General features: G+C 59.0%; 17 protein-coding genes and 8 pseudogenes. 12 read left to right on the forward strand and 13 right to left on the reverse strand.

Translation table 11 applies throughout. The annotated features are described in order from the left end of the window. Positions 1 to 231 precede the first annotated feature (231 nt). The 8 genes and pseudogenes from NKH99_RS30735 to NKH99_RS30770 form a co-directional block, all read right to left on the reverse strand. Positions 232 to 369 (reverse strand): annotated as a pseudogene (locus NKH99_RS30735) (ATP-binding protein); the annotation flags it as partial. A 993-nt stretch (positions 370 to 1,362) separates the two neighbouring features. Next, positions 1,363 to 2,469 (reverse strand): annotated as a pseudogene (locus NKH99_RS30740) (recombinase family protein); the annotation flags it as partial. Next, positions 2,463 to 3,485 carry an ATP-binding protein gene (locus tag NKH99_RS30745; protein ID WP_353017627.1) on the reverse strand — a complete coding sequence of 341 codons (1,023 nt, stop codon included), beginning with the start codon at positions 3,483 to 3,485 and terminating at the stop codon, positions 2,463 to 2,465. The pseudogene NKH99_RS30740 and the gene NKH99_RS30745, both read right to left, overlap by 7 nt. A gap of 38 nt (positions 3,486 to 3,523) precedes the next feature. After that, a pseudogene (locus NKH99_RS30750) lies at positions 3,524 to 3,796 on the reverse strand (sigma factor-like helix-turn-helix DNA-binding protein); the annotation flags it as partial. A 183-nt stretch (positions 3,797 to 3,979) separates the two neighbouring features. Beyond that, entirely contained in the window at positions 3,980 to 4,459 is a 480-nt protein-coding gene (locus NKH99_RS30755) for an IS3 family transposase (protein ID WP_353017629.1), read from the reverse strand. Then, on the reverse strand, positions 4,401 to 4,559 hold the full coding sequence (locus NKH99_RS30760) for a hypothetical protein (RefSeq protein ID WP_353017631.1): 159 nt from the start codon (positions 4,557 to 4,559) through the stop codon (positions 4,401 to 4,403). The genes NKH99_RS30755 and NKH99_RS30760 overlap by 59 nt, the downstream gene beginning before the upstream one ends. 30 nt (positions 4,560 to 4,589) lie before the next feature. Continuing rightward, positions 4,590 to 4,688: pseudogene (locus NKH99_RS30765) on the reverse strand (IS3 family transposase); the annotation flags it as partial. Between the two features lie 147 nt (positions 4,689 to 4,835). Continuing rightward, complete coding sequence (locus tag NKH99_RS30770; RefSeq protein ID WP_353017600.1) at positions 4,836 to 5,252, reverse strand: helix-turn-helix domain-containing protein; 417 nt, start codon at positions 5,250 to 5,252, stop codon at positions 4,836 to 4,838. 125 nt (positions 5,253 to 5,377) lie between these two features. On the opposite strand from NKH99_RS30770, the pseudogene NKH99_RS30775 reads away from it, so the two are divergent. The 4 genes and pseudogenes from NKH99_RS30775 to NKH99_RS30790 all read left to right on the forward strand — a co-directional run. Further along, positions 5,378 to 5,695, forward strand: a pseudogene (locus tag NKH99_RS30775) (transposase); the annotation flags it as partial. 20 nt (positions 5,696 to 5,715) lie between these two features. Continuing rightward, positions 5,716 to 6,298, forward strand: a pseudogene (locus NKH99_RS30780) (transposase family protein); the annotation flags it as partial. Between the two features lie 866 nt (positions 6,299 to 7,164). Next, a complete protein-coding gene (locus NKH99_RS30785; protein WP_353017602.1) occupies positions 7,165 to 7,317 on the forward strand; it encodes a hypothetical protein in 153 nt (50 codons plus the stop codon). A gap of 169 nt (positions 7,318 to 7,486) precedes the next feature. Further along, on the forward strand, positions 7,487 to 8,194 hold the full coding sequence (locus NKH99_RS30790; protein ID WP_353017604.1) for a class I SAM-dependent DNA methyltransferase: 708 nt from the start codon (positions 7,487 to 7,489) through the stop codon (positions 8,192 to 8,194). Between the two features lie 8 nt (positions 8,195 to 8,202). Here NKH99_RS30790 and NKH99_RS30795 read toward each other — a convergent pair. Further along, positions 8,203 to 8,436 (reverse strand): annotated as a pseudogene (locus tag NKH99_RS30795) (helix-turn-helix domain-containing protein); the annotation flags it as partial. A gap of 159 nt (positions 8,437 to 8,595) precedes the next feature. On the opposite strand from NKH99_RS30795, the gene NKH99_RS30800 reads away from it, so the two are divergent. The 6 genes and pseudogenes from NKH99_RS30800 (at position 8,596) to NKH99_RS30825 (ending at position 15,300) form a co-directional block, all read left to right on the forward strand. Next, complete coding sequence (locus NKH99_RS30800) at positions 8,596 to 9,591, forward strand: isopenicillin N synthase family dioxygenase (RefSeq protein WP_353017605.1); 996 nt, start codon at positions 8,596 to 8,598, stop codon at positions 9,589 to 9,591. A 50-nt stretch (positions 9,592 to 9,641) separates the two neighbouring features. After that, positions 9,642 to 10,036, forward strand: a pseudogene (locus NKH99_RS30805) (transposase); the annotation flags it as partial. A 373-nt stretch (positions 10,037 to 10,409) separates the two neighbouring features. Beyond that, positions 10,410 to 10,742, forward strand: a complete 333-nt coding sequence (locus NKH99_RS30810) for a LysR family transcriptional regulator (RefSeq protein WP_353017606.1) — start codon at positions 10,410 to 10,412, stop codon at positions 10,740 to 10,742. Between the two features lie 773 nt (positions 10,743 to 11,515). Then, complete coding sequence (locus tag NKH99_RS30815; protein WP_353017608.1) at positions 11,516 to 12,460, forward strand: dihydrodipicolinate synthase family protein; 945 nt, start codon at positions 11,516 to 11,518, stop codon at positions 12,458 to 12,460. Beyond that, positions 12,438 to 13,964 (forward strand): aldehyde dehydrogenase, encoded by a 1,527-nt coding sequence (locus NKH99_RS30820; RefSeq protein WP_353017610.1) that lies wholly within the window; start codon positions 12,438 to 12,440, stop codon positions 13,962 to 13,964. The genes NKH99_RS30815 and NKH99_RS30820 overlap by 23 nt, the downstream gene beginning before the upstream one ends. A gap of 13 nt (positions 13,965 to 13,977) precedes the next feature. Next, entirely contained in the window at positions 13,978 to 15,300 is a 1,323-nt protein-coding gene (locus NKH99_RS30825; protein WP_353017612.1) for an NAD(P)/FAD-dependent oxidoreductase, read from the forward strand. Here the strand turns inward: NKH99_RS30825 and NKH99_RS30830 are convergent. Beyond that, positions 15,297 to 16,208 (reverse strand): LysR substrate-binding domain-containing protein, encoded by a 912-nt coding sequence (locus tag NKH99_RS30830; RefSeq protein ID WP_352691317.1) that lies wholly within the window; start codon positions 16,206 to 16,208, stop codon positions 15,297 to 15,299. The two genes, NKH99_RS30825 and NKH99_RS30830, sit on opposite strands and share 4 nt — an antisense overlap. 585 nt (positions 16,209 to 16,793) lie before the next feature. On the opposite strand from NKH99_RS30830, the gene NKH99_RS30835 reads away from it, so the two are divergent. Further along, complete coding sequence (locus NKH99_RS30835; protein WP_353002048.1) at positions 16,794 to 16,931, forward strand: hypothetical protein; 138 nt, start codon at positions 16,794 to 16,796, stop codon at positions 16,929 to 16,931. After that, on the forward strand, positions 16,928 to 17,128 hold the full coding sequence (locus NKH99_RS30840; RefSeq protein ID WP_353017614.1) for a helix-turn-helix domain-containing protein: 201 nt from the start codon (positions 16,928 to 16,930) through the stop codon (positions 17,126 to 17,128). The genes NKH99_RS30835 and NKH99_RS30840 overlap by 4 nt, the downstream gene beginning before the upstream one ends. Positions 17,129 to 17,348: 220 nt before the next feature. On the opposite strand, the gene NKH99_RS30845 is transcribed toward NKH99_RS30840, so the two are convergent. The 3 genes from NKH99_RS30845 to NKH99_RS30855 are packed head-to-tail and all read right to left on the reverse strand — an operon-like array spanning position 17,349 to position 20,293. Continuing rightward, positions 17,349 to 17,933 (reverse strand): Pycsar system effector family protein, encoded by a 585-nt coding sequence (locus tag NKH99_RS30845; protein ID WP_353017616.1) that lies wholly within the window; start codon positions 17,931 to 17,933, stop codon positions 17,349 to 17,351. A gap of 7 nt (positions 17,934 to 17,940) precedes the next feature. After that, positions 17,941 to 18,708, reverse strand: a complete 768-nt coding sequence (locus NKH99_RS30850; protein ID WP_353017618.1) for an E2 domain-associated cysteine-rich protein — start codon at positions 18,706 to 18,708, stop codon at positions 17,941 to 17,943. Between the two features lie 40 nt (positions 18,709 to 18,748). After that, positions 18,749 to 20,293 (reverse strand): nucleotidyl cyclase domain-containing protein, encoded by a 1,545-nt coding sequence (locus NKH99_RS30855; RefSeq protein WP_353017620.1) that lies wholly within the window; start codon positions 20,291 to 20,293, stop codon positions 18,749 to 18,751. Between the last annotated feature and the right edge of the window lie 766 nt (positions 20,294 to 21,059).

A 21,059-nucleotide genomic window follows, 5' to 3' on the forward strand; every position in this document is an offset into this window, starting at 1 on the left:
GCAAGTGACGCATTTCATATTCCCGAGCTCTATTGGTTAGCCGGACGCTGGGGCAAGCGATACCTCGCAAAGGCGCTCACCGAGCGTATTCCGACGAAGCCGGCCATCGATTCCGATTTGAAGCCGGCCAGTCATTCCGATTTCATTCCGGCCGGTGTTCCGATTTGAAGCCGGCCATTTTTCGGACTAATCCTGGGTCTCGTTGATGTTTGGATTGAGTTTCGTTTCAGGTCAAGCTTGCGCTGTTTCGGTCGCTCTTGGCGAGCGCTGTTTTCGCATGCTTTCACCGGTGAGATCGATGCGATAGGCGTTGTGAACGAGGCGGTCGAGGATGGCATCGGCCAGGGTTGGGTCAGCGAAGTTTTCATGATGCCTTCTTCCTTGATCGCCTGGTACGTGCGATCCGCGCTCGCAGCGTGTTGATCTGGTTGTCCGAGAGTTCGATTTGCCACGGCTGCCCCTTCGTGAGCTGGCGTCCCTCGATCCAGCCACGGGCGTGGTAGTCGAAGACGGTTTGGGGTGTGACGTCCAGGGCGGCGGCCGCCCCTTGAACAGAGTAGGTTCCATCTGGCCAGCGGTCGGGATTGGCGCTCGTCCCATTGATCTTGACCGTGGGGATGCCCCAACGTGTCCGCAGAAGCCAGACATTCTCACCTTTGAACGCGCGGCCGCGCGCTGCGACAAGCCTTCGGCGTTCAGCGTCGCGGCGATCTCCTTGTCCATTTTGCCCGCGGCGTTGAGTTCGATCGCTCGGCTGCGCAGCCGCTCCAGATCGATGTAGTCGCCATAGGTGTGGACCCGCCTCTGGAGAGAGTGTTCACTTGTCGCTCCCGTCTGCCACAGGATCTTGAACCAGACCTGGCCGTGGAAGCGCTTCTGGTCGAGAATGACCTCGCAGACGATGAGGCGCAGGATGCCCTTGCGCTCGGCCGCCGTTGTCGAAGGCGAGTGCCAGATGCCGGGCAGATCTTCGCCCAGCTTTTGCAGCGCCTCGCGATCCGGCTCGTTCAAGACCAGGGGCTCGTCATGTCGCCAGCGTTCGTAGTCCTGTTCGATCGCCTCGGCGGCGCGCAGCTTCTCTTCCCAGACGCGCTCCAGCGAACGCGCCAGCAGACGGTTCTCCGGCTCGACCGCATCATATTGGCGCCGTGCTCTTTCCGCCCCATAACGAGCCCGCTCGCGCCGCAGCGCCCACTGCCGCTCAAGTTGACGCGTCTCTTCTTCGATCTGGCCCAGGGCGGCGAGGGCGATGGCGATCTTGTCCGGCGTCAAGGCCTCGAGCAGGATGCTTTCGACGTGCGCATCGACAGGCAGCGCACGCACTTCCTGGCATAGCGGCCCGCCCTCCTGATCACGGTCGGCGCGACACGTGTAGACGGGATAGTCGCCGGCGGGACCGCTATAGCGCAGGCTCATCCGGCGACCGCACCGCGCACAAACGGCGATGCCCTGCAGCAGTGCCGCTCCCTTGCGCGGCACGCCCGAATGGCCGGCTTCGTAGCGGTTGATGTTGTTTTCCAGTCGCCTCTGGTTCTCCATGAACTCCTCCCAGCCGATATAACCAGGATGAGCAGCCTGAAGGCAAACCTCCCAGTCGGCGATGGGGACCTTGGTCGTCCTCGGGCGATAAACGCCATGGCGAATCCGCCCGCCTTCCATCCGCCTCCGGCCATAGACATACGCTCCAGCATAGGCAGGATTTTGAAGAATGCTGAGAACCCGTGAACTGTCGGCCTCGCGCCACACCACATCGTGCGGTGCTGGGCCGAGCACGGGACGCACGGGCAGCGGCAAATCGTTCTTTCGCAGGTAGCGCATCACGGCCCGCGCACTGTGAAGCTCGCGGAATTTGGCGAAGACGAGGCCGAGCCTCGCCTGCACCTGCTCATCGGGATTGAGAATGATCTCGCCGGAGCGACCATGCGCCAGTCCGGCGGGAACAGGAAGGCGTAGCTCGCCGCGTGCCGCCTTCTGACGCTCGCCCTGATGGAGGCGCTGCTTGATCTGGTGCAACTCCGCTTCGCTCATGAGGCCCGACAAACCGAGCAACAGGCGGTCATGGTAGGCGCAGGGATCGTAGAGACGTTCGCCATCGGCAATGATGACGCCGAAGAGCGAGCACAAATCGAGGAGCTGATGCCAATCGCGGTTGTTGCGAGCAAGGCGGGAGGCATCGAGACTGATGACCAGACCGGCATTCCCCAATCCGATCTCGGCGATCAGCTTCTTGAAGCCCATCCGCTCGATGGTCCCGGCTCCGGATTTGCCAAGATCTTCGTCAATGACGTGCACACGTTCATGCGGCCAGCCGAGAGCGACCGCGCGATCGACGAGGCGGTATTGCAGTTCCGTGCTTTCCTGATGATGCCGCACCTGGTTCACGGAGGACTGGCGGACGTAAATGTGAGCGAGCTTGCCGCGATGCGCAGCAGTGACGCACTCGTCCGCTCTATTCGATGCTCTCAACATGCCGATCCGCCGCTGTCGGCGCGCCCATCGATCGCATCCGCAAGAGAAGTCGCGCGAGGCTCTGCGCGATCTGCTTCTGCGTCTCCCCCGGCAAGTTGAGCCAAAGGCTCGGGAGTGTCGCCATGCCCGGGTTGGGAAGTTCGGTGAGGGTCTGGGACGCTACGCGGTACAGATTCGACTGTATGTTCATCGCGAATCACCTCCTCGATACGGGAGGCCAAGGTGCTGTTCAAATGGTGCAGCAATATGAGCAGCGTTCGGACGTTGATGCGGGCCAACGATTTCGACACGCCCTGTTCTTCCGGTGACGCCGCTGCAAGGTCGGTCACCGAACGCCGAATTGAGCGGCGGCGTCCGTCAGGCAGTCGAACAACGACGAAAGCCGGACCGCGCGCAAAACGGGACGAAACCAGCTCCAGACGCTGGCCCGCAAGGCCGTGACGCGGGTCGATCACCGTCAAATGAGACACCACCCGGTCGAGAATGGCGTCGGCGATTGTCGGCTCTCCGATCATGGCATGCCACTGGGCGATCGGCAGTTGCGCGGTGATCAGCGTTGATTTCCGGCGATAGCGTTCCTCGAAGATTTCCAGCAGATCGAGACGCTGCTGGTCGGTCAGGCTGTGGGTGCCCCAGTCGTCAAGGATCAGCAGTTGCACCCGAGCCAGCTTGTCGATGAGACGGGGAAAGCGGCCGTCGAGACGCGCCAGGGCGAGATCTTCGAACAGACGTGGCATGCGCAGGTAGAGCACGGAATGATCGAGCCGGGCGGCCTGACGTCCGAAGGCGCAGGCCAGCCAAGTCTTTCCGGTGCCGGTCTGCCCGCTGATGATGAGGTTTTCATGCGCCTTCAGCCAGGCGCCTTGGGCCAGCGACAGCGTATTGCGCCGGTCGAGCCCGCGATGCGGGGCGAAGTCGATGTTCTCGATGCAGGCGTCGACAAAGCGCAGCCTGGCAACGGCGAGACGGTTGGTCAGACGCTTGTCGGCACGCATGGCGGCTTCACGATCGAGCATCAGGCCGAGCCACTCGTCGCGGCTGAGATCGTCGGCTTCGCCCAATCGGGCTCGTCCAGATCCTGTGGCGGACGGCCAACCCGGCGAAACAGAAGCCGCTCAAGCAATACGTCATTGTCATAGCCCGGCGGCAGCGGCCAGTCCGAGATGCCAGCCTCACGCGCCCGCAACAGATAGGTCGAAACCGAAGTCTTGCTGATCTTCAGCCGTTCCGACACCGCTCGCACCGAGAGGCCCTGCTCATGCGTCAGGCGCAGGATGGATCGTAGGTCTTTCACTGTCGTTCGTCTCGCTTGCTTCCGTCTTGGCATGGCCCCTCTCAACCCGATGATGAGAGGGCAAAATGCCAGAACGGCGCTCCCGAGAACCGACCGTTATATCCGCTCCGAAAACTGCGGGAATTAGCGGAATCACTGTCCCGTAATTACTGAAATCGCTGGAATGCACCCCTGGACTGAGACAGAGAAAATAGCGGACAGTTCGCCATGTTAAGCTTATGCGGCCATTTCCATGTGTCGTCTGCGTGAATGTTTCTGTTCGTATTCCTCCGGGGTTAAATAGTTGAGCGCCGAGTGCAGCCGCTGCTGATTGTAGATGGTTTCGATGAAGGCCCCGATCCGATTGTGGGCGTCGACCGCGTCCTTGTAAGTAAGGCCCTGCACTTCCTCCTGCTTCAATGTTTTCACGAAGCTTTCCGCTTTGGCATTGTCGTAGGGATTGCCAACGCGGCTCATGCTTGCCTGGATGCCGTGAAGGTTGAGAAGAGCGGAATAGGCATTGCACGCATATTGCACGCCGCGGTCAGAATGATGGATCAAACTGCCCGGCGCCGGGGTGCGCGTGGCGATCGCCATTTCGAGAGCGTCGATGGCCAGGCTTGCACGCAGATGCGTGTCCAGGGCCCAGCCTACGACTTTACGACTGAAGCATCGAGAATGACTGCCAGAAGGCGAACTCCTCGGCCAGATGAAGATAGGTAATGTCCGCGACCCAGAGTTGGTCGACGTCGGTCACAATCATGCCACGCGCGAGCTTGGGAACGACGCGCCAGCCGTGGCGCGAGTCGGTCGTCATCGGCACGAAAGGGCGGGAGCGCAAGCACAGGAGATTATCTTCTCTCAGGATCCGTAACAGCCGTTTATGATTGACCTGCCACCCTTCTCGGCGCAGCAAGACGCCTATCCGTCGATAGCCATAGTGACGGTTATTGAGGGCGGGCTGCTGAATAAGGGTGACGCAGGGCCGTCTCCTCTTTACGCGGCGCCGAACTTTGCCAATGCCGGTAATAACTGGCCCGGCTGACGCCTGCCAGCCAGCACATCCTTTCAATGCCTTGCGACGAACCAGCGGTCATTTTTTCGATGACCTCGAACACTCCGTGCCGCCAGGCGCGGTGTCCTGCCGGTGATCGTCCCTGATACGCCGCAAGGCTTCTTGAAAAAAATCGAGATCCAATTGCTGCTGGCCGACTTTCTGTTCCAGTTCGGAGATGCGCCGTCTCGCTTTGGCGAGCGCCTTCTCCTCAGGCGGCAGCGCCATCTCACCCGATTGCTGCAACGGCTCCGACGAGACAACCGATGCCTTCCCGGGACGTCCACGACGACGCGCCTTGAGGCTGCCGGTTAGGCGCAGGCGATCACGCCAATCGTACAGCCGTTGCCGGCTAATCCCGGCCTCCCTTGCCAATTCACTGATATTCTCGCCCGCTTCCATTCGTTGCAGAAGCGAGAGCTTGTCCTCTTCATTGATGATCCTTTGCGATCCCATGCACAGTTTCCTGATCTTGCGGGAAACTGTCCGCTATTTTCTCTGTCTCAGTCCAGGGGTGCATTCCATCGCTGTCCGCGAATTAGCGGAATGGGTGTCCGCGAATTTATGAAACACGCAGCCTTCGCAACCTGCTTGTCGGCGAAGGGCTTCTGGAGAAGCTGTTTGGCGAACTGGACTGGCAGTTGGAGAAGGCCGGCGTGATCCTGAAGCGGGGCACGATGCTGGATGCAACGCTGATCGATGCGATCTCGGCGCCCCTTCGAGCGAGCGAGCTCGAAGGAGGCGGACGCCCGCCTTCACCGCGGCAAGCGCGGCTTCACCTTTAGCTACAGGGTCCATGTCGGGGGGACGAGGGCTCGGGCTTGATCGGCACGGTGATCACCACACCGGCCAACGTCAACGACACGGTGCCGGCGCTTGCCTTGATCCATGGTGACGAAGACGGTCTGGGCGGATGCCGGGCAAGCTGCACATGTTCGTCGCTATCGACCGCACCTCGAAGTTCGCCTTCGTCGAGTTGCACGAGAAGGCCCCCACAGCCGTATCAAGAGACTTCCTACTGCGGCTGATCGCGGCCGTGCCCTCCAAGATCCACACCGTGCTTACCGACAACATCCAGTTCACCACCCCCGGTGCCGGTGGCTCGGCGGTGACGCTGATCAAGGAGGCATTACTACGAGAGCCACGACCAACTCTGCACCCATCTTGCCGACTTCGTCGCCGCCTACAACTTCGCCCGCAGGCTCAAGACCCTCAAGGGTCTCACACCCTACGAGTTCATCTGCAAGGCGTGGGTCTCACAGCCGGAACGCTTCAAACTCAATCCGCTCGAGCAAATGCGGAACACCGGCCTCGTGGCCCCCCGCGGTAGATGGGGTACGGGGTCCTGTGTTCTTCGGGCTCAAGCGGGCAGATCCCGCCTTGAGGTGCTCCCGCACCAATCTCTTCTGTCCCCGGTCGACACGGCGGGGGAACGCATCTACGCGACTGGTGAACCTCCTGACCCGTCTCGAGTCGGGCGATGTGGACTCACGCCGACCTGACATGTTGCTTTATCCTTCATTTCATCGATCTCGAGATGGCTCCCAATCTGAATCTTGGTCGGAACCTCCGGGCGCTTGCAACAAGGGAGCATCAAAAGTCGTGTCAACTGTGCAGACAGAGGCCAGACAGAGGCTTGCGTATTATTCAATGGGCTGCATGAAATTGGGACAGAACTCCTGCCCTGTGTCGCGCACTCGACGAAATCGACAGCAGGCGCCGGTCGTTTGATGTTTTCCCACAGTACGGCCGAGCAGGCGGAGCGAGCGCAAATGGAAGCCGAGGTCTGGCCGCGCACCAATGAACGCCGGGAGCATTTTGGTGCGTGAACTCCACCACGCGTCCTTCCAGCCGCAGATCGGAGAAGCTCGATCCCGATCAGCTGGTGCTCACGTCGAGCAGCCTTGAGATCAATGTGGTTCCCACCGGACCGCACCGTAGCCAATGTCGACCTCTCGCGGCTGCCGAACGGGTTTTCGTCACCCTCAGGTCGCTATAGATGAAAATATTTTGTTGACGTATTGTGATAAAACCCCCACGTAAATATTAAATACCAGTAAACTAAACTTAACATGTGGAGTATAATCTTAACATAAACTAGCTTGATATTCATAAAGCCGGATGATATTCCCTGAAACGATGGAGCTTGGCCTAAAGGTCTCGCCGGCCGACCTGTGAAAGGAAGTCCCCATGTCTGCTGTAGAGGGTGGAGGAAGCGCCGTGCGCGCCGCTCGTTTCCACAATGTATCGGATTCATTGCGACCGACAGCGTTGGGCCGACCAATCGCCAAGCTCCTGGACGCCGGCTATCAGATAAAGAAGAGATCAATCCCGCGGCCGCGAACGACTTGCTCGAAAAGGACACCCGGTGACAAGACGCATCGAGATGCGGCCCGCGATTACGGCATTTGTCGTCAACTACCTGCCGCTGCCACGCAACGTCTTCGACAAGTTAGTAGGCGCACAGAGCGCCCTGGCCGGAATGCGCCGGACAGTGCTCAAGTCGACACATCCCCACTGAGCACGCTTGAGATCGCCGTCCGGCGGCAGCAGGTGGCGTGCATTTCGCTGGAAGCGTCCGCGACGGCCGGCTCAGCGTACGGAACGAACAGCTCTTGGGTTGAGCCGGCCATTGCGCCTCCAATGACAACTTTGCCGCATTCGGATCACTCACACATGGAGGAACTATCATGAACACCCTCGATCGGCAGACGGCACTGGAGCAAGCCGCACGAAAGCGCATTACGGATTCCCACGCTCTCGACAGCGACGCCGGTCGCTTGGTCCACTTCTATCGCGGATGGGCCAGTTCCTACGATTCGGATGTGGGCCGCGATGGATACTGCGGGCCGATGATCGTGGCGGAACTCGCGGGCGCCGTGCAGACGGCCTATTTGGCTAGGCAGCGAGCAGCCATCGCAATCTTGGACGCTGGCTGCGGAACAGGCCTCGTGGGCGTGGAACTGGAACGCCTCGGGTTCCGGTTGATCGACGGGTTCGATCTCTCCGTGGAGATGGCCGAAAAGGCCCAGCAAACTCGCGTCTACCGCAATGTCCGAGGCGATGTCGACCTCAACGGGCCGCTCTCCGACTACTCCAGCGCGAGCTATGATATCACGGTCTGCTGCGGCGTCTTCACGCTCGGGCATGTCCGACCGGATGCACTGCGCGAACTGGCTCGCGTCACGCGCCCGAACGGATTCGTCATCGTAAGCACCCGAAAGAGCTATGCGGAGACCACATCCTTTGAAGATGAGGTGCGGAGTCTACAAAATGCGGGCATCCTTATACCGGCACAGCGTCTAAACGACGGCAGATATGTCGAGGAGGAGGACGCGCACTACTGGGTTTTCCAGGTGCCCAAGAAGGCCAGTGCACCAACGGAGGAGCGGCCATGATGACGCTATCGCAACAACAGCCCTTCGAAACCTTCCGCGGCGAAGCGCTCCTGCCAGCGCCACACGCAGGTCTTGAACTTACCAGTTTGCCGCATGATCTCGACGGTGCCCACGCCGTCGCTGCTCAACAGAATGATCTCGGCGCGCCAAACGTGCTTCTGCGGCGCATTGCGATCCCTGATCAGCGCGCCCAGACGCTGACGATCAATCGAAGAAACGGTGAGCAATATTCCTGTGCGCATGCGCCAGACTCGCATGCGCACTCACAAAAGGGAATCCCCAGCTGGACTCTTATGTCAGGCGTAAACCACTAGGTACCATCCTTCCCGGCACTTCTTCATGCTGCTAGTCAAAAATGTCCAATTCGTTGTTTCGGCTCCATCGTCAAACAAAGGTGATTAATGCGCAAAAATCTCGTAGCCAAACTGGACGACAAGCTGCGCGCGAAACGCGAAAGCTTTGACAAGCTGCCGGTCGTTGACATCGCGCCGCTTCTCGATGGCAGCAATAAGCAGAGGGTGGCGAAGGAGATACGTTGGGCGTTGTCGAACACTGGGTTCATGTATGTGAAGAACCACGGTATTCCGCAGGATTTCGTGGATTCGGTGTTCGATGTGAGCCGTCGGTTCTTTGATCTGCCCACGTCGCAGAAGATGACATTGCACGTTAGCAAATCCGATGTGGCGCTCCGCGGATACATTGAGCCGTTCGGGGAGAACACCGATCCGGGCAAGACGAAAGACCTGAAGGAGTGCTTTGACATCGGACCTGAACGTCCGACGCTGGAAGGTCCGTTTCTTGGCCCCAATCAGTGGCCCTCAAGTTTGCCCGAGTTCCAGAAATTGACGTACGAATACCATCAAAAAATGGTGGACCTCGCGAAAATACTATTGAAGGGAATCGCGCTCAGTCTGGACCAGTCGGAAAGCTATTTCGAAAACTTCATGCGCAACCCGATCAGCATTCAGCGCCTGCTTCATTATCCGCCGCAGAGTGGCTACATAGGCGAAGAGATCATAGGTATTGGCGCCCACACGGACTACGGCAATCTGACCATCCTGTCGCAGGACGACGTGGGTGGTCTTCAGGTCATGAACCGAGATGGCGATTGGGTCGAGGGCATGCCGATCCACGGCACATTCGTAATCAACATTGGCGATCTGATTCAGCGGCTCACCAACGATGTCTACTTGGCGAACATGCACCGCGTGGTGAATACCTCGGGACGCGAGCGATACTCAAACCCCTTCTTTATTGACGCTGATTTCGACGCGATCATCGAACCATTGCCCTTATGCGTCACGGACAGCAACCCGGTTCGCTACAACCCGGTGACGTGCGGCGAGCACAAATTCGCGCGTTTCGCAGCAAGTTACGCTCACTTGGCCAAAGCGTGATGAGAGCGGACCGGCAAATACTCACGTGACACTGCCCGCCGCGCTTTAGGGCCAGACTGGCGCAGCTTCGCGAGGACGTCACCGAAAATGAAGGTCATCCCCCGCCAGTGGAAAGTGATCCAGACGGAGCGCAAGAAGTTCACCTGTCGAGAATGCGAGACGATCACGCAGCCGCCTGCACCCTCCATGTGGCGTTGCGCGGCTTTGCCGGGCCAAACCTGTTGGCGATGATCCTGTTTGAGAAGTTCCCCAGCATTGGCCGTTGAACCGGCGTAGCGCTTGTCACCGCAGGGGCATCGATCTGAGCCTCTCCAAGCTGGCGGACCAGGTCGGCGCCTATGCCGCGGTGCTGAAGCCGGTGCACGCGCTGATCGAGGCGCATGTGCTTGCTGCCAAGCGTCTGCATGGTGACTGCGTCACCGTGCCGATCCTAGCGAGCGGCGAACTTCTCGCTACGGGGACCGTGTCGTGGCTGCCCTCCCACGCTGACCACCTCGGCAGGGAAAAAGATGGCGGATATAACCCGAGCGACGGGGCTTCTCATACTCCCCACAGGATGGCCGGATCTCACATCGTCAATGTGAAATCCCGCGCATGTCTATCCACAAACCTTGTGTCTGGAGCTGGACAAGAATGTCTGAAACCCGACGAAAAGGTCGCCACGGGCGGGCAGTCGGTAAGGAGAAGTGGTGCAGCTGAAACGGTGCGCCAATTGGCACGCAACTTGCTCGGGTCACGGCGGACGGCCGCACCCCGGGCCAGAGGACGAGCGGATACCCTTGTTCGGTTCGCGACTCCCGATCTGATTGGATTCTTCAATGGTTCCTCAGTATTACGATCTCCCGTCACTAACTGCCCTCACGGCATTCGAGGCCTCGGCACGCCATCTCTCATTCAAGCTTGCGGCTTCCGAGCTGGGCGTGACGTCGGGAGAAATCAGTCGGCAGATCAAAGCCATTGAGGACGAACTTGGTGTTCCGCTGTTTGTGAGGCGAGGAACCGGCGTGATGCTTACCAGCTCTGGCAAAGACATCTACAGCGTGCTGGCAAGCAGCCTTTCCAAGGCGTCCGATGTCGTCAGGACCATTAAACTCGATCGTTCCGGGAACGTCACGATGCCTCCAGCGATGCACTCGCGTCGATGTGGTTGATGCCGCGCATGCCGCGGTATTGGCACTGCATGCTGATATCAAAGTTGACCATGTGATTTCCGACAGTTCGCGCGACTATTGGGGGCGCACAAGTCGAGCTGCGCATCCTCTATGGGTGCGGCTCATGGCCTGACGAGACAGCGGAACTGTTGTTGGGCGTATCATCTATCCAGTCTGCGGTCCTGGCTTCGCCCAGGAGCACAGCGATGCAACCCCAAGTGCTTGCCCCAACTGCGCTCCTGAACGTCGAATGGATTGAACCGACTGGGCCGGCTGGGACGAGGTCCTGCGCCGCGCGGGGATTACGCACGGGGCGCTTCGTGGCCATAGATGCAGCAAGTTCTTCGTGGCTTGCAAGCCCTCCGGCTGATCAGGGCATTGCCGTGAGCTTGCATCGGCTGGCGCGAAGATTGGTCCAGAGGGCAAGCTCATCAGGATCACCGATTTCGAACTGGACGGCACGGGAGCATACTATCTGACGTGGAACGACAGCTGGAGCCTATCGCCGGGGCCGAGCGGGTGAGCGAGAGGTTGCGAAAGATTTCGGCCGAAGAGCGGAACGCCTGAAGGTAGAGCTCGCGCCCGGCGTGTGTCCTTGAATGCCGTCCGATTAGCGAACAGCTCGTAGCCTGGCGATACGCCAATTCGCATAGGCATGCTCGATACGGCCCGAACCGCAAAAAAGTTGCCTGCCAGGTGATTTTATTTCGGCTGCTCCCACTCCTCAGCTTGCATATAACACTGACCCGTAGCCCCAAACTGGAGCGAGGCAGATGTCGTTCAAAGGTGTTATTCCGCCCGTCACAACGCCCTTTCACGCGGACGGGTCGATCGACCGTGACGGTTTCTGCGTCATGGTCGAGCACCTGGTCGCGACTGGCGTCCACGGTATTGTTGTCGGTGGCACGACAGGAGAGTACTACGCCCAGTCACGCGACGAGCGTGTCAGCCTGCTTAAGCTTGCCAGGAGCGTGGTGAAGGGGAAGATGCCCCTAATCGCCGGCGTCGGCGCCATTCGCACCGACGACTGCATTGAATACGCGCTAATTGCAAAGGACCTCAAGTACGACGGCATCCTGATCGGCTCGCCGTACTACGCTGTTCCCACGCAGCTCGAACTTGCCAATCATGCACTTGCGATCGACAAGGCCGCCAATCTACCGGTGATGCTCTACAACTATCCCGGACGCACCGGCACGATGATGGACGTCGAGTTCCTGGACCGGGTCGGTCGCAGCTCCAATTTCTGTGCCATCAAGGAATCCAGCGGCAGCATGAACCAGCTGCACGCCTTGGCTCGTGACTACCCGCACATCGATCTGTTCTGCGGCATGGATGATCAGGCGCTAGAATTCTTCGCCTGGGGCGCAAAAGGGTGGGTCTGCGGCGCCGGCAACTGCCTGCCGACAGAGCACCTCGCGCTATACGAAGCCTGCGTGATCGAGAAGGACTTCACCAAGGGCCGGCAGATCATGTCGGCGCTTCTGCCTCTGATGAGGCTTCTCGAACAGGGCGGCAAGTTCGTCCAGAGCATCAAGTTCGGGTGCGAATTGGCTGGGTTGCCGGCTGGGCCCGTGCGCCGGCCGATGCGGGCACTCGGCGACGAACAGAAGCGGGAACTCGAGTCGACGATCCGCACCCTTAAGGCAGTCATCGCGTCAATCACTGCAAAATCCCAGAAGAGGGCTTCCGAGAATGTCATCGCTATTAACGCGTGATGAGTACCAGAACTTAGCGGACAGCCTGCCACTGCCGACCAGCGCAGTAATTGACGGCAAGGCGCGAGCTGCACAATCTGGGGATACTTTCGAGACCATCAATCCCGCGACAGGGCAGGTCATCGCCAGGATCGCTTCCTGCGGACAGGCCGATGTCGATCTCGCTGTCGAGAAGGCGCGACTGGCGTTTGAATCGGGCGCCTGGTCGCGTGCGCATCCGAGCGACCGCAAGCGCGTTCTGCGGCGGCTCGTGAAACTGATGAAGCGAAACGCCCATGAGCTTGCAGTGCTTGAGACGCTCGAAAGCGGCAAGCCGATCTACGACGTCGAAACCACAGACATCCCCGAGGCTCTGCATTGCCTGGATTGGCATGCGGAAGCCACCGATAAACTTTACGGCCAGACGTCACCTTCGGGCGACGATGTCGTGTCGATGATCGTGCGCCAGCCGCTGGGCGTGGTCGCCTGCGTTCTCCCCTGGAATTTCCCGCTCCTCATGCTGGCCTGGAAGATCGGTCCGGCACTTGCGACGGGCAACTCCGTCATTATCAAGCCGGCCGAGCAGACCAACATGTCGACGTTGCGGATCGCCGAACTGGCGCATGAGGCCGGGTTGCCGTCAGGCGTGCTGCAAATCGTCACCGGTCCGGGCGAAGTGACCGGCAAGGCACTCGGCGTGCATCCTGATATCGACATGGTCGCCTTCACCGGGTCAACTGACGTCGGCCGGAAATTCTTGGAATATTCCGCCAAGTCCAATCTCAAGCGCATCGTGCTCGAATGCGGCGGAAAGAACCCGTGCATCGTGCTGGAAGACGCCGAGAACCTCGACGTTGTTGCACAGCATGTCACCCAAGCTGTTTTCTGGAACATGGGCGAGAACTGCTCGTCCAATTCCCGCCTGATCGTGCACGAGAAGATCAAGGATCGCTTGGTGGAAACCGTCCTCCACAAGCTAAAGGAATGGCCTTTGGGCGAGCCGCTGGATCCGGGCAATCGGCTCGGCGCCATTGTGTCGAAGGAGCTGTTCGACCGCATCATGGGCTACATCAAGAAGGGGCGGGAGGAAGGCGCCAGGATCGTCACGGGCGGGAACGCCCACAAGCATGGCAAAGGCTATTTCATCCAGCCGACCGTATTCGACGATGTCACGCCCGAAATGACGATTGCGCGAGAGGAGATTTTCGGTCCAGTGCTGTCGGTCATCAAAGTGGCCAACGCTGACGAGGCGCTCCGGGTCGCCAACGATACGCAATACGGGCTTGCAGCTTCAATCTTTACCGCCAATCTCGGCAAGGCGCATCGCATCGCAAGGGACATTCGCGCCGGGACGGTGACCATCAACTGCTACGGCGAAGGGGATGTCTCGACTCCCTTCGGCGGCTTCAAGCTTTCGGGCTTCGGGGGACGAGACAAGTCATTGCATGCCCACGACCAATATACTGAACTTAAGACCATCTGGGCGGACATCTCCGATCCTAAAGTCTCGCGTTCGGTAGACTAGCCTGGTCGCATCGATGAGCGATTATGAGGCTGTCCGCACGCCTGCGGACACATCCATGGCCGGTTGGTACGGTATTCTGCCGCCTCCCAAGGCACCTGAGGTGCTGCGCGGCCGCCACGAGTCGGACTGGCTCATTGTAGGAGCTGGGTTTGCTGGCTTGGCGGCCGCGCGGCGCCTCTCACAATTGGTGCCGAACGAGCGCATAGTGGTGGTCGATGCTCAGCGCGTCGGCTGGGGTGCTGCCGGGCGCAACTCCGGCTTCATGATCGATCTTCCGCACGAGCTCGGTGGGGAGCATTACGGCGGAAGCCAGGATCACGATCGCAAACGCATCCGCATGAACCGGGCCGCGATTGAATTCTCTGCTTCGGCGGCGGACGAATACGGGTTGCAGAAATTCTTCGTTCGGGCCGGCAAGTACCATGGAGCTGCAACCAATCACGGTGTTGCGGTTCTGCGCCAATTCGAAAAGCACCTGACGGGCTTAGGCGAGCCGTTCGAGCGGCTCGACGGGCCGCAGTTGAAGGAAATCACCGGAACCGACTTCTTCGTCGGCGGTACCTTCACGCCGGGAACGGTAATGGCACAGCCGGCCGGCTTCATCCGTGGACTCGCCGAAGGCGTGTCGAGGCGTGTGCAGCTATTCGAGAATTCACCGGTCAGATCTTTGCAGACTGGCCGAGTGCACACTGCCAAGACGGCTGAGGGCGAGATCACCGCGCCGCGGTTGATACTGACAGTCAACGGTCATCTCGAAAGCTTTGGTTTTTTCAAGAAACGCCTGCTGCATGTGTTCACCTACGCCAGCATGACAAGGCCTCTCTCCAAGAGCGAACAGGCAACTCTGGGCGGTGAGCCGCATTGGGGCTTGATCCCGGCCGACCCGATGGGATCAACCCTCCGGAGGATCGACGATAGGATCGTCGTTCGCAACACCTTCACCTATAATCCGGACATGTCCACCAGTGAGAAGCAGATCCGTCGGATCGGCGCTGTGCACGGTCGATCATTCCAGGCGCGCTTCCCGATGCTGGGTGAAACACCGATGGAATTTCGCTGGGGAGGCCACTTGTGTCTCTCGCTCAATTCCGCGCCCGCATTCGGCGAAATTGAAGACAGAGTCTTCGTAGCCGGATGCTGCAATGGCCTGGGAACTGTGCAAGGCACCCTCTACGGGATGCTGGCTGCCGATCTTGCCGTTGGCAGCAACGAGCCAATGGTTGCAGACGCCCTGAACGAGCCAACCCCGGTTCGGCTTTATCCAGAACCGCTGATGTCGATCGGCGCGCCGCTGAAGCTGTGGGCGATGCAGAAGCGCGCCGGCAGAGAGCTCTAGCTTTCTCGTTCTTGCGCAGCCGCTTCCCGGATCCAGCTACGGAGGCTCTGGGCGGCAGGGGAAAGCGTGCGATTTTGATACCAGGTGAGGTAGTAGCTGCCAGGCGCTGGGAGCTCAAGATCCGTCAGTCTGACGAGCTTCCCTTCGTCAATCTGCGCCTTGACAAGGCGGTGCCAGCCAACCGCCACACCTTGATCGGCTTGAGCGGCCTGAAGCGCCACGAAGAACTTGCCGAAGCGCCGACCGCGGGTCGGCCCATGCGAAACCCCCGCGCGCCGTAAGACCTCGTCCCAGCCAGCCCAGTCGGGATCCACCCAGTCAACGTGCAGCAAGGGGAGGTCGGCCAACGACTCCGCCGTTGCATCGCGATGCTTGCTTGCAAACCCAGGCCCGCATACCGGGTAGATTGTTTCATCGAAAAGGAGCTCAGCATCTTCATTCGACCATGATCCGAACCCGTAGCGGATGCGCAATTCGACCTCGGCGCGGCGGTAATCGCGGGGATTGTCCGAAATAAGGTGGTCAACGGCAATATCCTGGTACCGTGTCCAGAAGTCCGGCATCCGTGGGATCAGCCACGTCGACGCGAAGGCGTCCGTGCACGCCAGCGTGACGTTCTTGGAACGGTCGCCGCGTTTCACATTTCGGACGATGTCTGCGGCCCGCGAAAAACCGCTGGCCAACACGCCATAAAGATCTTCGCCGGCGCTTGTCAGCGCCACACCGGTTCCCAATCGGGTAAACAGCGGAACCCCCAGTTCGTCCTCGATCGCTTTTATCTGTCGGCTGACGGCGCCAGGAGTGACGTTCAGTTCCGCAGCAGCCAATTTGAATGACAGGTGCCGGGCAGACGCCTCGAAAACAGCTAAAGCAGTCAGGGACGGCAGGTCATAATAGCGGCGAACCATCTCAAGCTCCAAACACTTCGATAATCGCGCCGCGCGACAAATAGAGCAAGCCGGCTGAATATGTTGGGACAACCATTTACAAGGCGACGCGATAGCCTGCGTTTCGACCGACTATGGCTGCGATCCCCACCCATTTGCGGCGGAACATAGGAGATTTGTATGAACCATGCTTCGCGATCTGCGACTCTGCCAAATCCATGTCCGACGCGGCTGCAGCCGCTGCAGCGGAACATGCCCGGGGAATTGTCTGCGCTTGGCAACTAAACAACGGGGTGAGACTTTTGCAGGGCTGCCCCACTGGTCTTCAGCAGCCTTTCAGAGACTATGAACCGAACTATCCCTTTAAAGATGCCTAGCCTGTGACTGGCGTTGAGAAGACGAAGACTGCGGTGATAACAGGCGCGGGGGGAGATACCGGGCAAGCGATCTCCAGAGAGTTCGTTGCGGGGGGGCGTGTGGTTGCCGGCGACGTCGAGCGATCGATGTCCTTCACTGCTTCTAGAAGAAACGGAGGCCACGTCAAAACACGACAAGGAGATTGCTTCTGCACGCCACACGGCAGTCATTCGGAAGAGGTTTGAGCAAATGAGTGAAATTGCCACCGAAATCAGGCATGTTACGAAGCCGGGAGCTAATCTGTTCGCGGAACTGGGCTTTTCGGAAAATGAAGCCAAGCTTTATCACGGGGAGTCCAGAAAGCATATCGAGGAGCTCCTCTCTTGAAGGAGCAGCTCATGGGAGAGCTGGCTGTTTGTATCAAGGAGAACCACTTGAAACAGGAGGAGGCTGCCAAGATTTTTCATGTGACCAGACCGCGCATCTCCGATGTCGTGAACAGGAAGACCAGCAAATTCACGATGGATGCCTTGGTGAGCATGCTGGCCCGCGTAGGCAAACCAGTACGCCTGGTTGTCGGCTGAAGGCAGCGTCGGAAAGACACTGGCGTTTGAGGTTTATGCCGCGACTTGCCACTGGTGCCCGCAGCCGTCGACCATGCCTGCGCAGTGTACGGCGTTCGGGTTTTGCGATCTGGTCAAAAACTCCTTACAGGCGGTTGCGATGTTAGCCGATCCTGCGTCGTCCTTGGCCATACCGAGCTTTCCAGCGAACCTGACCGCACATTCTGACGTCGACAACCGCCTAGCCACTTGCAATAACCCAACGCTGAACGGTTGCCCATGTTGTTTGAAGAGCCCAGACAACCGGTGGCGTTGCCATACAGACACATGAAGCAAGGACGAGTCGGCCGGCTGCGTTGAAAGTCTTAAATTTACGATTTGCGATGCGGGCCTGTACCGCAACCTGGAGAGCCATGTCGTCTAGATAGTCATCGGTTGCGGATTGCCCTTCCTCCGGAAAATATCGCTTCTTGGCGGCTTCACCGAATTCCCCGGCTTCCAGTTTTGCGATGTCGCCGAAATAGAGGAGGTTCGTCGAGCCATCTGCGGCCCGATGAAAGTGATGTAGGAATTTTGGCAGGAATGAAGTCAACGATATGACTGCCGCCACCGCCAAGAGCGGAAGAACGACGAGGAACGCTGCGCGGTAGCCCATGGCTGGTTCGTCCGGAGATCGGAGCATCGTGATGATCGATCCCATCCAAATCGAGCAAAACGTGAGCAGAGCCGCGTTCTTCGTTTCTGCAAATTTTACAAGGTCCAGCATCCGGCCGTGATTGGCCGAAAGCAGTTTCTCGTAAGTATCTTGCTGGTCGTTCTTGGCCATTGAAATCCTATGCTGTCTCATCCAACTGCACGGCCAGAAAGTCGGCGAGAGGGCAGTTGTCCATTGTCCCGCAGCATTTCAGCGTTGTGTTTTTGAAACTGTAGAAGAACGACTGCTCCGCCTCACGCCAGCCATCTAACGCCAGCGCGAAATCGGCGAGGACATCTGCGTGGTCCGAGCAGGCGGAAATCGGCCGGTTCCCATCGCCGCATTTGCATCTTTGCCGAAGCGTCATGACGCGACGATCGTTTCGAACTACCGACAGTATCCTCTTACCGTTCAGGAGCAGTCGGACCCGACGCTCGTTGTTTACTCGCTTCTCCACGGTCGAAAAACGCTCCTCTCGGAGAGAGGATATGAATGCTTTGCCGAGATTGGACGCATTGAATTCTGCGACCGCTTGAAATCTCGCTGCCTCTGGCCCATGGGCTCTAGCATCGGCCTTCCCTGGCCATGAGCGGAGCGCCGCCGCAGTGCCCTGCCTAAGGAGAAAAATGAGCAACTTCCCCCACCATCCCGCCGCCGCCTCATGATTGTCGATGGTGTGACGCTCGAGCTCCGCCCAACAAAGGCAGAAGCTTCCATCGAAGTTTATGTGACGTTCCGGGCAGAATGACGGAAGGCGATCTGGCTTCACCTCGCGAGCTCTGACTGTCTCGCCGACCCGCGTGATCTCAATAAGAAATTTAGTCGCTGGGGCACCGGAAGCAAGCGCGGGCTGGACAGCAAAGATTGCGCTGTCGCCGTTCTCGCGCATGAGGACGGCATGGTTCAAGGTTGCAGTCTCAGTCAGAAGCCGCACGGCCGACATGGAGTTAGCGCTTCTCCAAGTAAGGTCGAAATGGCGCTTCGGCAGCTCTGGCTATTGAAGGACTCACCACCGCGTAAGCGGCACCGTGGATGGCTTTGGCCACCTTGTTTTCATCGGCAACGAGCGCTTCGAGCACCACATCATAGGTGAGGCCGGACTTTCGCCTCGACGTTCCGAAGAGCGTGCGCACCGATGCCGGGCCTCCGTCATATGCGGTTTGGCCGATTGCCGTCTGCTCGCCAGTGCAGCGTTTCTGTTCGTCCTCTGATCCCAAGACTGCTCGTCCAGTGGAGCAGCGAACACGATTGCCCTGCATGCCAAGTCGGGTGATGGCAGTTGGTCCAAACTCAAAACCAATCGCCAGTCCCAGATCGTCCGTATCCACGTCATTTGCGCGCAGCCGCTCAAGCGCCAGGTCGAAGCTGCTCCTGAGGGCGCCGGCGCAGAGTGTTCCAGTCGATACCGTGTCCTCGGGGTAGGTCTGAAAGGCGGTTCCCTCCATCAAATGGCCATGGATGCAGTCACCGATGAACCTGATACGACGTCCCGAGAAGTCGCAAGAAAGAACTCGATCAAGCTCTGAGCGGATGACATGGAGACAGCGAACAACGTTTTCCGGATCGTCGTCGATATGGGCATCCACGTAGGCCGTGAAATTGTCGACGTCAGCGTAGACCGAAATCGTCTCCATGCGCCTTGAGTTGCCCGGCGTCAGTAGCGAGATGTCGAGATCTGTCAGGGGTGGCGTGACCCGCGCGAAAACAAAGGAGCCGATCGGATTGTTCTTGTTGTCAGCGCGCCATTCGGACACCAGCGTGTCCTTGCTCAAGCCGAGCTGCGCTGCATCCTGGCACTCGGCGATCTCTTCCTCGGTCAATGGCGTAAGCGGGATGTCCTCGGCATCGAGCTCTTCAAGGCCGATTGCAGATCGTGCCTCATTGCTGAGAGAGATTCCGACGTCGGTTCCGTTCGACGCGATCTTTGCAGCCATATTGGCAGGGCGGCCAAGGAATAGTGGTTCCCGATTGCCGCCGCGACCGTTGTTGACGACCAGCGCGCGGCCGCTGTCTATGCCGATGCGAACCTGTGCTGCGGGAATGTTCTCATCGTCGTCGCCCGTTTCCTGCAGGACGTCGCTGATCAATCGTGCAATCGCCACCGCTCGGTTCACGCGATCGCCTTCCGAATCTTCGCCGTAGGGCTTGGCGACAACCGCGTGGAGTCGCTGGTTGTGAAAATCGACACGCAGGGCATCCGACGCCGCTAAGATTCTGCGTACGGCCCTGTAGTGAAGATTGAGAAAGCGGAGCGTCCTCTTGTGACAGGTCTCGCCCTCCACGTCGGTGCTTTCGAGCATGTCACGGAGGTTCAAGATGTCCACATAGAGGTGAACCGCATCCATTCGGTAGGCTTTGTTCGTCGGTATGGACGTCAATGACGTGTCACGGGTGTAGTCGACAACCGTCACCGTTTCGACATCTTTGAAACGGGCATCGATTGCGTTCTTGGCGCGTTGATATTTCCAGTTATTCGACAACTTCGTCTCCATGTCTTTCCGGGCGCTTGGTGCACCAACGATTTCGATCGAGTTCTGTCCGACGACTCCGTCATGAAATGCGAGCCGTCGTGGAGTCGTGCCTCGGGCGAGATGCCTCATTGCGGTCATTCCCCGTTTGTTTGTTTGTTCTGATGGGGATTCTTCCGGTCGGTCCTTCGCCTAAAGAGTCGGATATCCACCCCTCGGAACGCTGGACAACGTGTTGAGGGGTACTGTTGTGTCTTTCGAGGCGGTTTAGCTGGAAATCACACCAAACTATGCGCGCACCGATATTCGGGGCGTGGGCCTTCTCAGGAGTTCGCGACGAATCTGCTACGGCGGCTGTCGCAGATCCCGCAAATCTCATTCCTTCCATCCCATGCTGCGAAATTCAGCTCCCAAGTTGGCTCCTAGAGTCACAACTTTGGTCCCCCACCAATACCAAGCAAGAATCTGCTAGCACGGAGCCGCGGAAGCTCGTCGGCGCAAAAAAGTAGCCTCCCGATTGACTTTATTTCGGTGGCGTCTCGTCGATTGTACCTGCGCCGCTGCCTTGGCTGGTTTCTTCCATCTAGTGGCTCTGGAATAAAGCCGAGTAAGTGCTGTCGGCGGCCGCTACTGTCAGCCACGAAACTGAACTCCGACGCGAGCAACCTGATGGACGTGCCCGTCTGCCGCGGCGCTTTAATCAACAGACGCGTGAGAGTTTTGCAGTAGGTCAAACCTTCAGACTCCGGCAATAGTTCCGGCCGGCCCACACAGGCTGCATCGTTTTTCT

It is taken from the genome of Mesorhizobium sp. M0854 (assembly GCF_040319815.1).
Classification (GTDB): Bacteria; Pseudomonadota; Alphaproteobacteria; order Rhizobiales; family Rhizobiaceae; genus Mesorhizobium.